Annotated in this window: 13 protein-coding genes; 5 read left to right on the forward strand and 8 right to left on the reverse strand. The window is 58.8% G+C overall.

Features of this window, described 5'->3' with window-relative positions:
* Positions 1–113 precede the first annotated feature (113 nt).
* The 4 genes from aspS to AAIS01_RS01355 all read right to left on the reverse strand — a co-directional run bounded on the left by aspS (position 114) and on the right by AAIS01_RS01355 (position 3,464).
* A complete protein-coding gene (gene aspS / locus AAIS01_RS01340) occupies positions 114–1,889 on the reverse strand; it encodes an aspartate--tRNA ligase (RefSeq protein ID WP_343467470.1) in 1,776 nt (591 codons plus the stop codon).
* A 75-nt stretch (positions 1,890–1,964) separates the two neighbouring features.
* Positions 1,965–2,186, reverse strand: a complete 222-nt coding sequence (locus tag AAIS01_RS01345; protein WP_003178589.1) for an FmdB family zinc ribbon protein — start codon at positions 2,184–2,186, stop codon at positions 1,965–1,967.
* Between the two features lie 259 nt (positions 2,187–2,445).
* Positions 2,446–2,784 carry a ribbon-helix-helix domain-containing protein gene (locus AAIS01_RS01350; RefSeq protein ID WP_343467471.1) on the reverse strand — a complete coding sequence of 113 codons (339 nt, stop codon included), beginning with the start codon at positions 2,782–2,784 and terminating at the stop codon, positions 2,446–2,448.
* Between the two features lie 206 nt (positions 2,785–2,990).
* Positions 2,991–3,464: a Dps family protein gene (locus AAIS01_RS01355; protein ID WP_343467472.1), complete on the reverse strand. Its 474-nt coding sequence runs from the start codon at positions 3,462–3,464 to the stop codon at positions 2,991–2,993.
* 385 nt (positions 3,465–3,849) lie between these two features.
* Here AAIS01_RS01355 and AAIS01_RS01360 point away from each other — a divergent pair, with 385 nt between their 5' ends.
* Positions 3,850–4,455 carry a cold-shock protein gene (locus AAIS01_RS01360; protein WP_092393320.1) on the forward strand — a complete coding sequence of 202 codons (606 nt, stop codon included), beginning with the start codon at positions 3,850–3,852 and terminating at the stop codon, positions 4,453–4,455.
* 70 nt (positions 4,456–4,525) lie between these two features.
* Here the strand turns inward: AAIS01_RS01360 and AAIS01_RS01365 are convergent, their stop codons facing one another.
* Both AAIS01_RS01365 and AAIS01_RS01370 read right to left on the reverse strand, forming a co-directional pair.
* The gene (locus tag AAIS01_RS01365; protein ID WP_025215235.1) at positions 4,526–4,732 is read right to left on the reverse strand and encodes a SlyX family protein; all 207 of its coding nucleotides are present in this window, start codon (positions 4,730–4,732) and stop codon (positions 4,526–4,528) included.
* 4 nt (positions 4,733–4,736) lie between these two features.
* A complete protein-coding gene (locus AAIS01_RS01370; protein ID WP_343467473.1) occupies positions 4,737–5,162 on the reverse strand; it encodes an HIT family protein in 426 nt (141 codons plus the stop codon).
* A gap of 858 nt (positions 5,163–6,020) precedes the next feature.
* On the opposite strand from AAIS01_RS01370, the gene AAIS01_RS01375 reads away from it, so the two are divergent.
* Entirely contained in the window at positions 6,021–7,280 is a 1,260-nt protein-coding gene (locus AAIS01_RS01375) for an OprD family porin (RefSeq protein ID WP_343467474.1), read from the forward strand.
* A gap of 151 nt (positions 7,281–7,431) precedes the next feature.
* Here the strand turns inward: AAIS01_RS01375 and AAIS01_RS01380 are convergent, their stop codons facing one another.
* Together AAIS01_RS01380 and AAIS01_RS01385 are read right to left on the reverse strand one after the other, a co-directional pair.
* Positions 7,432–8,274, reverse strand: a complete 843-nt coding sequence (locus tag AAIS01_RS01380; protein WP_092393331.1) for a mechanosensitive ion channel family protein — start codon at positions 8,272–8,274, stop codon at positions 7,432–7,434.
* 178 nt (positions 8,275–8,452) lie between these two features.
* Positions 8,453–8,938: a YajQ family cyclic di-GMP-binding protein gene (locus AAIS01_RS01385; RefSeq protein WP_135846922.1), complete on the reverse strand. Its 486-nt coding sequence runs from the start codon at positions 8,936–8,938 to the stop codon at positions 8,453–8,455.
* Between the two features lie 141 nt (positions 8,939–9,079).
* On the opposite strand from AAIS01_RS01385, the gene AAIS01_RS01390 reads away from it, so the two are divergent.
* The 3 genes from AAIS01_RS01390 to AAIS01_RS01400 are packed head-to-tail and all read left to right on the forward strand — an operon-like array spanning position 9,080 to position 12,664.
* A complete protein-coding gene (locus AAIS01_RS01390; protein ID WP_343467475.1) occupies positions 9,080–9,997 on the forward strand; it encodes a putative 2-dehydropantoate 2-reductase in 918 nt (305 codons plus the stop codon).
* 46 nt (positions 9,998–10,043) lie between these two features.
* Positions 10,044–12,080: a sensor histidine kinase gene (locus AAIS01_RS01395; protein WP_343467476.1), complete on the forward strand. Its 2,037-nt coding sequence runs from the start codon at positions 10,044–10,046 to the stop codon at positions 12,078–12,080.
* A gap of 2 nt (positions 12,081–12,082) precedes the next feature.
* Entirely contained in the window at positions 12,083–12,664 is a 582-nt protein-coding gene (locus AAIS01_RS01400; RefSeq protein WP_343467477.1) for a cob(I)yrinic acid a,c-diamide adenosyltransferase, read from the forward strand.
* Positions 12,665–12,710: the final 46 nt, after the last annotated feature.

The following is a 12,710-nucleotide window of genomic DNA, read 5'->3' on the forward strand; positions in this document are numbered from 1 at the left end:
CTCCGGTTTCTCTTTGAAACATTGCCCGCCCTGCGCTCGCGCAAGAGCCGGCAACCAGAAATATCGACCCCAATGAAAAGGCGCATCCGAAGATGCGCCTCCAGGTGTCGGCCTTACTCAGCCTTTGGCTGTTCACGCAGACGGATGTGCAGCTCGCGCAGAGCTTTCGCATCCACTACGCCCGGAGCCTGGGTCATGACATCGGCTGCGCTCTGGGTTTTCGGGAACGCGATCACTTCACGGATCGACTGGGCGCCGGTCATCAGCATCACCAGACGGTCCAGGCCAAAGGCCAAGCCGCCGTGGGGCGGTGCACCGTACTTCAGCGCATCGAGCAGGAAGCCGAATTTCTCTTCCTGTTCCGCTTCACTGATGCCCAGCAGACGGAAGACCGCCTGTTGCATTTCCTTGCGGTGGATACGGATCGAACCGCCACCCAGCTCGGTGCCGTTCAAGACCATGTCGTAAGCGCGTGACAGGGCGGTGGCCGGGTTGGCTTCCAACTCCTCAGGTGAGCACTTCGGCGCGGTGAACGGGTGGTGCAGCGCGGAGAAACTGCCGTCGTCGTTCTCTTCAAACATCGGGAAGTCGACGACCCACATCGGCGCCCACTCGCAGGTCAGCAGCTTGAGGTCGTGACCCAGCTTGATGCGCAACGCGCCCAAGGCTTCGCTGACGATCTTGGCCTTGTCGGCGCCGAAGAACACGATGTCGCCATCAACCGCGCCCACACGATCGAGGATCACGTTCAGGTTGGCTTCAGGGATGTTTTTCACGATCGGCGATTGCAAGCCGTCGACACCCGCCGCGCGCTCGTTGACCTTGATGTACGCCAGCCCCTTGGCACCATAGATGCCGACGAACTTGGTGTAGTCGTCGATCTGCTTGCGCGGCATGCTTGCCCCGCCTGGCACACGCAGGGCCGCGATCCGGCATTTCGGGTCATTGGCCGGGCCGCTGAAGACCTTGAAGTCAACGTCCTTGAGCTGGTCGGCCACGTCCACCAGTTCCAGCGGGTTACGCAGGTCCGGCTTGTCGGAACCGTAGCGACGCATGGCCTCTTCGAAGGTCATGTGCGGGAACTCGCCGAACTCCAGACCCAGCACTTCCTTGAACAGGTTGCGGATCATGCCTTCGGTCAGGCCCATGATGTCTTTTTCGTCGAGGAAGCTGGTCTCGATGTCGATCTGAGTGAACTCAGGCTGACGGTCGGCACGCAGGTCTTCGTCGCGGAAACACTTGGCGATCTGGTAGTAGCGGTCAAAGCCGGCCACCATCAGCAGTTGCTTGAACAACTGCGGCGATTGCGGCAAGGCGAAGAAGCTGCCGGGGTGGGTACGGCTCGGCACCAGGTAGTCGCGAGCGCCTTCAGGCGTTGCGCGGGTCAGAATCGGCGTCTCGACGTCGAGGAAGCCGTTCTCGTCCAGGTAGCGACGGATGCTGGTGGTCATGCGCGAACGCAGACGCAGCTTCTCGGCCATTTCCGGGCGACGCAGGTCAATGAAGCGGTACCGCAGGCGGGTTTCTTCGCCCACGTCGGAGTATTCGTTGAGCGGGAACGGCGGGGTTTCCGCTTCGTTCAGCACTTCCAACTCGTAGCCCAGCACTTCAATCATGCCCGAGGCCATGTTGGCGTTGCCGGCACCGGCCGGACGCAAGCGCACCTTGCCGGTGATCTTGACCACGTATTCGCTGCGCACGCGGTCGGCGGCGGCGAAGGTTTCAGCGCGGTCCGGGTCGAACACCACTTGGGCCAGGCCTTCACGATCACGGATATCGAGGAAAATCACCCCGCCATGGTCACGGCGACGATGGACCCATCCGCAAAGAGTAACTTCCTGACCTTCCAGGCTTTCGTTCAGTTGGCCGCAATAATGGCTGCGCATCATGGTAGTGGTTTCACTTCTCGTAATTCGAAATTCGGTTGGAGGCCCTGCCCGTGCAAGAGCTCGCGCGTGTTCAACTCAGTCTGCTTTGTCGCCACCGGCCAGGTTCTTCTTGGCGCCGGTCTTGAAGTCGGTTTCATACCAGCCGGTGCCACCGAGGCGGAAACCTGGCATGGACAGCATCTTTTTCAGTTCCGGCGCCTGGCAGGCAGGGCAGTCGACCAGCGGTGCCGCGCTGATCTTTTGAATGGCTTCCATCTGATGACCACAGGAAGCACATTGATAGTCGTACATCGGCATGGGGGTTGTCTCGGCGATCAGGTTACTCGCGCAAAGGCTGGGCTTTGCGGCAAAGAGCGGGATTATATCCATTAAATGCGGCCTGTGCAGCCGTAAGACCAAACAGTCATTGTCGAGTAGATACTGTGTAGGAGCCTACGTAGGAGCTGACGAGTGCAACGAGGCTGCGATCTTGCCCCAGGCACTTGAGTCTAAAGCGCAAGATCAAAAGATCGTCCGAACGCGGCCCGAGCCTTCGGCAGCGCCTACGGTCAGCAGGCTAGCCCCTATGATCCATGCCGGCGTCCTTCAAACTGTGCACCACGCAAACCACGCGCACTAAACCGCTGAAATTGCGCACCCCGCCATGACGCAGGTGCACCTCCCGGTCCACATGGGAGAGCAAGGTGCTGATGGAACAGCTGTTGAGCTGGGCCATGTCACCGAGAATATCCCAATAGACCTGCTCCAGCCGAAGACAGGTGGCGAACCCGTTCAGGCGAATCGATCGGGACAGGGGCCGGGCCAGTTGCATGTCGAACCCCCGGACGAACGGGTCGACGGTAATGGGCTGAAAGCGCCCATGCACACCTTCCCCGGGTTCTTTTCCTTGAATCATACCGTTGACACTCCTTTGCCATACGAACCTCTCAATTGGAACAACCAATCTGTGGCTCTATGGAAGCTCAACGGCATCGCCAGATCCAGATGACTTTATGACCATCGGCGTAGGACAAGCCAGCAGCAGGCAGGCGACGAATTACAACGTCCTACACAAAGTGCAGACGATAATGCCTGCCTCCCCTGTCATCCCCTGGCCGGCGCTTACCGGTCTTCCAACAGCGAGCGCAGCATCCATGCGGTTTTTTCATGAACCTGCATGCGCTGGGTCAGCAGATCGGTGGTCGGTTCGTCACTGACCTTGTCCGATAAAGGCAGGACGCTGCGGGCCGTACGCGTCACGGCTTCCTGACCCTCGACCAACTGGCGGATCATGTCTTCGGCGCCAGGCACGCCCTCTTCTTCCTTGATAGAAGACAAACGTGCATACACGGCGTATGCGCCCGGCGCGGGAAAGCCCAGGGCTCGAATGCGCTCGGCAATCAGGTCCACCGCCAACGCCAGCTCGTTGTACTGCTCCTCGAACATCAGGTGCAGGGTACGAAACATCGGCCCCGTGACGTTCCAGTGGAAATTGTGGGTCTTGAGGTACAAGACATAGGTGTCCGACAGCAGGCGTGAAAGCCCCTCGACGATGGACTTGCGATCTTCTTCACTGATTCCGATATCAATTGCCATGGTGGTTGATCTCCTTGTGGTGATGAATTCGACAGCGGCCCTTCAACTCTAGCGGGTGTTGCCGCTGGCAGCCTGCGACAAATCGCCAGCCCTCCTGAACCGACAAGCCGGAACACCGGACGGTTCCGGCCAGACCGGAAAATTCGACGCCTGCGCCTGTGACCTTGCGCCCTTGCGCCGACGAACAGCGTGCTGCGCCCCCGCAACGGGTTTGAGAAGGTTGGGGCTTTGCTGTTAAATAGGCAGTGTGTCGCTACGCCCATTTTTCCGGGCATGGCGCATAGGCTGATTCGGGAATGTGTCCAACGCCTCTCTTATTGTTCCGAAGCGAACCGCCCCGATCAGCTCTTCCTTAGTGATCCGTCTTAACCGTGAGTCAATCAAAATGTTGAAAATCGTCCACTTGCTAATGGGCGCAGCTGCCCTGCTGCTGTCCTTCATCCCTAGCCTGGGTTCCGAAGCCACGCCTTACCTGCAACATCCCGATGCGCTTTACCTGGCCTTTTTCGGCCTGCTCAACCTGACCCTTGCCCCTGTTATCCCCTACTGGAACAAAGGCCCACGTCATCAACTGCAAAACCTGGTCAGCGCCTTGCTGGTGTTGGCCGTTGCCCTGCAAACCCTGACCCTGCTGGCACCCATGCCGCAAATCGCCGGTCAACCGGCCGTGCTGTTCAGCCTGACCGCATCACTGCTCGCCGTGGCATTGCACCTGGCTGTCAGCTTCTACAAGAAGTCGTCACCGGCCGCCGCACCGCAAAACTACGACATGTCCAACCGCGATACCGGCACCGTGAAGTGGTTCAACACCTCCAAGGGGTTCGGCTTCATCTCCCGCGACTCCGGCGATGACATTTTTGTGCATTTCCGGGCCATTCGTGGGGAAGGCCACCGCGTGCTGGTCGAAGGCCAGCGCGTGGAGTTCTCCGTGATGAACCGCGACAAGGGCCTGCAGGCCGAAGATGTGATCGCCGCGCTACCGCGTCGCTGATCCCAAGCGTAAAAAAACCGCGAGGCAGCCACGCTGCTCGCGGTTTTTTATTGCCTGGCATTCCACTCGGTCAGTAGTGAGGCGGAGGCGCTTCTTCCTCAAAAGTTTCGAATTGCCCGGCCATCTCTTCCTGGCGCTTGAGCAAAGCAGCCATTTGCAGCTGCAGACGCTCGACCACTCGCTGCTGCGCCACCAGCACATCATTAAGTGCCTGGATGGTGTCATCCTGAAACGCCAGGCGGCTTTCCAGATCCGTTACACGCTCTTCAAGGTTCATGGTTTCAGCCCTCCAGAAACTTGAAATCATCGGTCAAGGCCGCTCGCAATCGGTCGCGAATGACCTTCACCTGTTCAGTAGTATAAGGCTTGGCCGGGTGCTTGCCCCAGACCGGCGCAGGCCAGGCCGCGTCATCACGTTTGCGCACGATGACGTGCATGTGCAACTGGCTGACGACGTTACCTAGGGTTGCAACGTTCAGCTTGTCGGCGTCGAACGAGTCCTTGAGGGTTTCGGCCAGCGCGGTGGTTTCTTTCCACAACTGCTGTTGATCGGCGTCATCCAACTGAAACAATTCACTGATATCTTCCCGCCGCGGTACAAGAATGAACCACGGGTAATTGGCGTCGTTGGACAAGAGCAACCGGCACAGCGGGAAGTCACCCATGACCAACGTGTCCTGTTGCAGTTGTGGATCTAAAGCAAACACCGCGCACACTCCTCGCTGGTTATCGTTTTTTGCCCGACTCAGCGGGCCTGCGTGGGACACAGAACTGCAGCATACCCTTGAACGCCGAAGGGTTCACTGCATACGGCCATGACCCTGCCTGATGCTTTTTTTCAAGTGTGCGCACCATCTCAGCGCAGCCGGTAACACATAGGCCTGAGACGGGCACTGCGAACACTGCCTCCTGCACCGAGCCTGTAAAATTTTCGTACAAGGTAAAGATTTTTTGCACCAAAACAGCTCAGCACGTCTACGCTCAGTGCACAAAGCATCCGTGATCTACTCACTGAGAGGGTGAACCGGTAACGTTTTTGGTTGTCTCGCCGCGTTTAGCGGCTGTAAACACGAGAGCAGCACAGCAGTCAACCCTAATTAAAACAAGGCCTTTGGAGCCCGGTTTCATGAGGTTTCACCGCGCCGGCAGGGAGAATGTGAAAAAAACGTGAACAAAAACCGGGTTTGAGCATGCTTGTTGCATTCATCCCCACATCGTCTACAGGGCACCCGCGGCACGCGAGAACCTGCAGGCTTGAAAATAAAGTGGCAAGGCTGCCCGCAAGGAGCTCCAAGCGCAGTAATAAAGGACTCTTTACACCGTCGCCGGGAAAAAAGAAGCAACTTCGAGTTGTGAGTCCGATTGCGCCGGAACAGCTTCATTACGACATGGATCAAGCTATTAACGACAGGGTCGTAAAGAAGCTGAAAGATTGGATGGGCAAGTATCGCCAATGAATGTCGTCGTGATATAAGTTCGCGCCGACACAAAAAGAAAGAGCCGCCCAGATAAAAAAACAGGTGGGACGGCAAGACTCTATCTAAAAACCAAAGGAGCAAATCACGATGCGCGTGATGAAGTGGAGCATGATCGCACTGGCTGTTTCGGCCAGTACCTCGCAGTTCGCAATGGCCTCTTCCCAGGAAGAATCCAAGGGCTTTTTTGAAGATCAGAGCCTGAACGTTCTGACCCGTATGCTGTACATGAATCGTGATTTCAAGAATAACCCGGGTGGCCAGAGCTATCGTGAAGAAACCGGCCTTGCTGCGCGCGCCACATACGAGTCGGGCTTCACCCAAGGTACCGTTGGTTTCGGTGTAGACGCCTTGGTCAATGGCATGGTCAAACTGGACAGCGGTCGTGGCCGCACCGGTAATGGCATCTTCGGTAACGATAGCGATGGCCGACCAGAAGACACCCAATCCATTGGTGGTGGAGCGGTCAAGTTCCGCGTCTCTGACACCGTTCTGAAATACGGCAGCCAATACGTTGGCAGCCCGGTTCTCGCCACCGACGACAGCCGTCTGCTGCCGGAAATCGCCACCGGCACCATGATCACCAGCAAAGAAATTGAAGGCCTGGAGCTGAGCGCTGGCCGGTTTACCGCGATCAGCGGACAGAACCACATGGGTCACGACAGCATCAATGGCACCGGTCTGAAATCCGCTGATATCGCTGGTGCAACCTACCAATTCACCGAGAATTTTGTAGCGGGCGTTGCAGCTTCCGACATTGAAGACCACTACAAAAAGAAATACATCAACCTGAACTACACCCTGCCGATCAGCGAAGATCAGTCCCTGAACTTCGATTTCAACGGCTATGACAGCAAGGATCAAGGCCAGAAACTCAGCGGTGACGTTGACAACCGTATCTGGTCCCTTGCGGCTGCCTATTCCATCGGTGCCCACAAGTTCACCCTGGCTCACCAGCGCTCCACCGGCGATACCGGCTACGTTTACGGCGCCGACGGCAACGGTACTATTTTCCTCTCCAACTCCGTCCAGTACTCCGACTTCAACGGCGCAGACGAGCGTTCGTGGCAGGCTCGCTACGACTTGAACATGAAGACCTACGGCGTTCCAGGCCTGAGCTTCATGACTCGTTACATCACCGGTGACAACATTGAGACTGGCGGCGAAGAAGGCAAAGAGCACGAGTTGGACTTCGAGACCAAATACGTCATGCAGAGCGGTCCAGCCAAAGACCTGTCTTTCCGCATTCGTAGCGCGTTCTACCGCACAAATAGCTCTTACAACGCTATCAATGGTGCCGACAACAACGACTTCCGCTTCATCGTCGAATATCCTCTGAGCATCTTGTAATTCAGCGGTCACTCGATAGTTACACCCGCAACACATAAAAAACCGCTCACCTGATTCAGGTGAGCGGTTTTTTTGTGCCCATTTACAGGTCAACTTAAAGCAACTTCGTAATTAGCAAGCTAACTAACAATCCAAACCTATTATCCAATGGTTACTGAGCAGCCCCTTCGTGAACCATACGAATAACCCGCTGTGGAAACGGAATATCGATCCCCGCGTCCTTTAGACGATCCCGGGCCTGTTCATTGAACATGAACATCACGTTCCAGTAATCGGCCGTCTTGACCCATACCCGCAACGACACCGTGATCGAACTGTCGCCCAGGGTCGAAATCACCGCTTCCGGCGCCGGGTCGGCCAGTACGCGCTCGTCCTTGGCCAACTCCAACAACACTTCGCGAGCCTTTTGCAGGTCGGCCTGATAATCCACGCCTACATCGAACACCACCTTGCGGGTGGGCTGGCGATTGGTGTTGGTGATGATGCCGTTCGACAGGTTGCCGTTGGGTACGATGACGGTTTTGTTGTCACCGGTGCGAATCACCGTGTGGAAGATCTGGATGCTGTCGACCGTACCGGCCACGCCCTGAGCTTCAATCCAGTCACCGATGCGGAACGGGCGGAACAACAGAATCAGCACGCCACCGGCAAAGTTCGCCAGGCTGCCCTGCAACGCCAGACCGATCGCCAGGCCCGCCGCACCAATGGCCGCGATGAATGAGGTGGTTTCAATGCCGATCATCGACGCCACGCTGACGATCAGCAGGATCTTGAGGATGATGTTCGCCAGGTTGCTGATGAACCCTTGCAGCGCCAGGTCGGCATTGCGCAGTGCCAGCAGCCCGCCGAGTTTGCGGGTTACCTTGTTGATCAGCCACCAGCCGATGGCCAGCGTGATCACCGCCAGCAGCACCCGGCTGCCGTACTCCATAATCATGGGGATCCAGGCCTCGGACGCCTTGATCAAATTGTCCACTTCAGCATTCAAGTCCATCTACCTCTCCTTTATTCCTGTTACCACTTAAGACTTGTGCAAATACCCTGTGGCGAGGGAGCTTGCTCCCGCTGGGCTGCGTAGCGGCCCTTCTTGTGGGTGCTACGCACCCAAGCGGGAGCAAGCTCCCTCGCCACAGTACTTCTCTGTGCCAACCGTTTTCCTGTGTAACCGGCTATCAATCGCGGAAGTTATTGAACTGCAAAGGCATGCCGAACTCCTTGGCCCGCAGTGCCGCGATGGCTTCCTGCAAGTCATCACGCTTTTTGCCGGTGACGCGCACTTGCTCGCCCTGAATGGCCGCTTGCACCTTGAGCTTGGCGTCCTTGATATGAGCAACGATCTTCTTCGCCAGTTCCTTGTCGATGCCTTCCTTGAGCACGGCTTCCTGCTTCATCAGCTTGCCCGAGGCATAGGCGTCCTTGACCTCAAGGCACTGCACATCGATCTTGCGCTTGACCAGGGCCAGCTTGAGGATCTCGATCATTGCCTCAAGCTGGAAGTCGGCCTCGGCGGTCAGGTTGACGGTCAGGTCCTTCTCCTTGAACTCGAAACTGCCCTTGCCCTTGAGGTCATAACGACGGTCGAGTTCCTTGACGGCGTTTTCAACGGCGTTGGTGACTTCGTGTTTGTCCAGTTCGGATACCACGTCGAATGACGGCATGTAGTGTTCTCCAATAAAAAAGACGCGCCGATAACAAAGGCGCGTGCTTGGCTTGTGGTTAAAATCGGGCTCATTATAACGGGTCTTTTCCTGTCGACACTGCGAGCCCCGGATGCCTGCGCCAAACCGAGTAAAAAACTGATGCCCACCACCTGGCATGTCCTGGGGGCCGGCAGCCTCGGCACGTTGTGGGCGGCGCGCCTGGCCCGGGCCGGTTTGCCGGTGCAGTTGGTGCTGCGCAATGAACAACGCTTGCAGGCCTATCGGGCCGCCGGTGGCCTGACGCTGGTGGAACAGGGCCAAGCCCGGCACTACCCGGTGCCCGGCCAGACAGCCGACGACCCCGCGCCGATCAAACGCCTGCTCCTGGCCTGCAAAGCCTATGACGCTGAAGCGGCCGTGGCTTCTGTGGCCCATCGCTTGAGCGCCGATGCGCAGTTGATCCTGCTGCAGAATGGCCTCGGCAGTCAGGACTCGGTCGCCAATCGTGTTCCGCAAGCTCGTTGCATCAGCGCCTCCAGCACCGAAGGGGCATTCCGCGACGGTGACTGGCGCGTGGTATTCGCCGGCCACGGCTACACCTGGCTGGGTGACCCCGCCCACCCGATGGCACCGATCTGGCTGGACGACCTCACCGCCGCCGGTATACCCCACGAATGGACGGCTGACATCCTCACCCGCCTGTGGCGCAAACTGGCGCTCAACTGTGCAATCAACCCACTGACCGTCCTGTACCACTGCAAGAACGGCGGCTTGCAGGCCCATCGCTGCGAAGTGGCGACCCTCTGCGCAGAACTCACGGACCTGCTGGAACGCTGCGGCCAGCCCATGGCGGCCGAAGACTTGCAGCCTGAAGTCGAACGGGTCATCCAGGCCACCGCCGCCAACTACTCTTCGATGTACCAGGACGTCGCCAATGGGCGCCGCACCGAAATCAGCTACCTGCTCGGCCACGCGTGCAAGGTTGCCGAGCGCCACCGATTGGCGGTGCCCCATCTGGAACAAGTGCGTCAACGACTGATTGCCCACTTGCACAACCTCGGATTGCCCGGCGACTGAGCAGCGGCTACGCTGGCCCTCGTGTTCCTTTTTAACGAAGAGTCCAATGCCATTGCGCCAGCGTCTTGAAAACCTCCCGGTCGGCCAGAAACTGCTGGCCGCCCTGCTGGTGTTGTTGACCACCGTCCTGCTGGTGGCCAATCTGACCTTTATCAGCGCCGCCTATTACATCTCCCAGGAAAGCATGGCGCCCCAGGCTCTGCAGACCATCGGTCGACTGGTGGCCAACCCGAGCCTGATCGCCGACGCCCTGCAGTCGCCCCGGGCCGCCCAGCGCTTGCTGGATGAACTCAACAGCTACACACCGTTGCGGGCCGCCGCCTTGTATGACGGCGAAGGCGAACGCCTGGCGCAACTGCAGGAGGGCGAAAAGCTCAGGCTGCCGGACCATTACCGCCATATGCAGGCGTGGCAAGCCAGCGAGTTTCGCAGCAATCAGGTCATCACCCTGCCCCGTCCCGGCACGGCGCCGGGTCATCTGTTGCTGGTGGCCAGCAGCGAACTGCCGACGGCGTTCTACACCGGCACCCTCACCGCCAGCCTCGGCATCCTGATTTTCAGCGTGTTGCTGTGGCTGGTCATTGCCCAGCAAATCAAGCGCCTGATCACCCAACCGATTCATCAGCTCGAGGAACTGTCGCGCCAGGTTACCCGCGAGGAGAACTATTCCCTGCGCGCCGCCCGCGGCAACCACGACGAAATCGGCAGCCTGGCTGAGGCGTTCAACACCATGCTCTCGCGAATCGAAGCCCGGGAGCAGCAGCTCAAGCGCGCGCGGGACGATTCCCAGGCCGCCTACGACCAGGCCCAGGGCCTGGCGGAAGAAACCCGCCACACCAATCGCAAACTGGAACTGGAAGTCCAGGTGCGCAGCAAGATCGAGAAAAAGCTCACCGGTTTCCAGAACTACCTCAACAGCATTATCGATTCCATGCCCTCGGCCCTGATTGCCCTCGACGAACAGCTGTATGTCACCCAATGGAACCAAGAAGCCAGTGCCCTCTCGGGCACGCGCCTGGACGAGGCACTGAACCAGCCGATCTTCCTCGCCTTCGAACCGCTCAAGCCTTACTTGCCGCAGCTCAAGCAAACGGTCGAACAGCACACGGTGGCGAAGATCGAACGCGTCACCTGGACCAAGGACGACGAGGCCCGGCACTACGCCCTGACCTTCTATCCACTGATGGGCGGCGCCGGCCGCGGCGTGGTGATACGCATCGATGACATCACCCAGCGCCTGTCGCTGGAAGAAATGATGGTGCAGTCGGAGAAAATGCTCTCGGTCGGCGGCCTCGCGGCGGGCATGGCCCATGAAATCAACAACCCGCTGGGAGCCATCCTGCACAACGTGCAAAACATCCGTCGGCGTCTGTCACCGGAACTTGCGAAGAACATCGAACAGGCCGAACAGCTGAATATCGAACTGCAAACGGTGAACCTTTACCTGCAAAGCCGGGAAATCCCGCAGTTGCTCGACGGCATCCAGCAGGCCGGGGCTCGGGCGGCGAAGATCGTCACCCACATGCTCAGCTTCAGCCGGCGCAGTACCCGACAGATGGCCCCCTGCGATCTGCCGGCACTGATCGACCAGGCGGTGGAGATCGCCGGAAACGACTTTGACCTGGCGATCGGTTTCGACTTCAAGGGCCAGGCGATCATCCGGCAGTTCGACCCGAACCTGGGCCCGGTACCCGGCACGGCCAACGAGCTGGAGCAAGTGCTGCTCAACCTGCTGAAAAACGCCGCCCAGGCGATCCATCAACGCCAGGACGACAGCGAGCCCGGCCGGATTATCCTGCGCACGCGGCTGAACCCTCCGTGGGCGGAGATTCAGGTGGAGGACAACGGCATCGGCATGAGCGAGAACGTGCGTAAACGCACCTTCGAGCCGTTCTTCACCACCAAGGAAATCGGCCAAGGGACCGGACTGGGGCTGTCGGTGTCGTATTTCATCATCACCAATAACCACAAGGGCCAGATGGAAGTGCAGTCCGCGCCGGGCCAGGGCACCTGTTTCACCTTGCGCCTGCCGTTGACTGGTCCTTCAATGGTGCCGCTGGAACACAAGCCACTGGAGCGCTGAACATGGGTTTTCGCCTGTCGAAGATTTACACCCGCACCGGCGACAAAGGTGAAACCGGGTTGGGGGATGGTCGCCGCGTCGCCAAGGATCATCCACGGGTCGAGGCCATTGGCGAGGTGGACACACTTAACAGTCAGTTGGGATTGTTGCTCGCCTGCCTTGCTGTAGAGGTGGCTGAATGTCCGGCGCTACAGGAACTGATCGAGGTCTTGGCGCCGTGTCAGCACCGGCTGTTCGACTTGGGCGGTGAACTGGCGATGCCAGCCTGTCAAGCCTTGAACGTGAAGGAAGTCGAGCGTCTGGAAGCCGCCATCGATGCATGGAACGAAGAAGTGGGGCCGCTGGAGAACTTCATCCTGCCCGGTGGTTCGACACTGATCGCCCAGGCCCATGTCTGCCGCAGCCTGGCCCGTAGCGCCGAACGCCGCTGTCAGCAGTTGAACGCCGTGGAGCCATTGGCCGGGCCGGGGCTGGCGTATATCAATCGCCTATCGGATCTGTTGTTCGTCGCGGCGCGGGTCATTGCCCGCAGGCAGGGGGTGGCGGAGGTGCTGTGGGTAGCGGCTGCCAAGCCTGGGAGCTGATCAGAGAAATCTACCGCCGGACAAGTCGTCTTCGCGAGCAAGCCCG

Origin of the sequence: Pseudomonas halotolerans, from assembly GCF_039581215.1 — a bacterium.
Lineage (GTDB): Bacteria > Pseudomonadota > Gammaproteobacteria > Pseudomonadales > Pseudomonadaceae > Aquipseudomonas > Aquipseudomonas tehranensis.

What these genes read in the sequence shown, in the direction of transcription:
- aspS (WP_343467470.1), bottom strand. Translation starts at nt 1,889, where the DNA reads ATGATGCGCAGCCATTATTGCGGCCAACTGAACGAAAGCCTGGAAGGT.
- AAIS01_RS01345 (WP_003178589.1), bottom strand. Translation starts at nt 2,186, where the DNA reads ATGCCGATGTACGACTATCAATGTGCTTCCTGTGGTCATCAGATGGAA.
- AAIS01_RS01350 (WP_343467471.1), bottom strand. Translation starts at nt 2,784, where the DNA reads ATGATTCAAGGAAAAGAACCCGGGGAAGGTGTGCATGGGCGCTTTCAG.
- AAIS01_RS01355 (WP_343467472.1), bottom strand. Translation starts at nt 3,464, where the DNA reads ATGGCAATTGATATCGGAATCAGTGAAGAAGATCGCAAGTCCATCGTC.
- AAIS01_RS01360 (WP_092393320.1), top strand. Translation starts at nt 3,850, where the DNA reads ATGTTGAAAATCGTCCACTTGCTAATGGGCGCAGCTGCCCTGCTGCTG.
- AAIS01_RS01365 (WP_025215235.1), bottom strand. Translation starts at nt 4,732, where the DNA reads ATGAACCTTGAAGAGCGTGTAACGGATCTGGAAAGCCGCCTGGCGTTT.
- AAIS01_RS01375 (WP_343467474.1), top strand. Translation starts at nt 6,021, where the DNA reads ATGCGCGTGATGAAGTGGAGCATGATCGCACTGGCTGTTTCGGCCAGT.
- AAIS01_RS01380 (WP_092393331.1), bottom strand. Translation starts at nt 8,274, where the DNA reads ATGGACTTGAATGCTGAAGTGGACAATTTGATCAAGGCGTCCGAGGCC.
- AAIS01_RS01385 (WP_135846922.1), bottom strand. Translation starts at nt 8,938, where the DNA reads ATGCCGTCATTCGACGTGGTATCCGAACTGGACAAACACGAAGTCACC.
- AAIS01_RS01390 (WP_343467475.1), top strand. Translation starts at nt 9,080, where the DNA reads ATGCCCACCACCTGGCATGTCCTGGGGGCCGGCAGCCTCGGCACGTTG.
- AAIS01_RS01395 (WP_343467476.1), top strand. Translation starts at nt 10,044, where the DNA reads ATGCCATTGCGCCAGCGTCTTGAAAACCTCCCGGTCGGCCAGAAACTG.
- AAIS01_RS01400 (WP_343467477.1), top strand. Translation starts at nt 12,083, where the DNA reads ATGGGTTTTCGCCTGTCGAAGATTTACACCCGCACCGGCGACAAAGGT.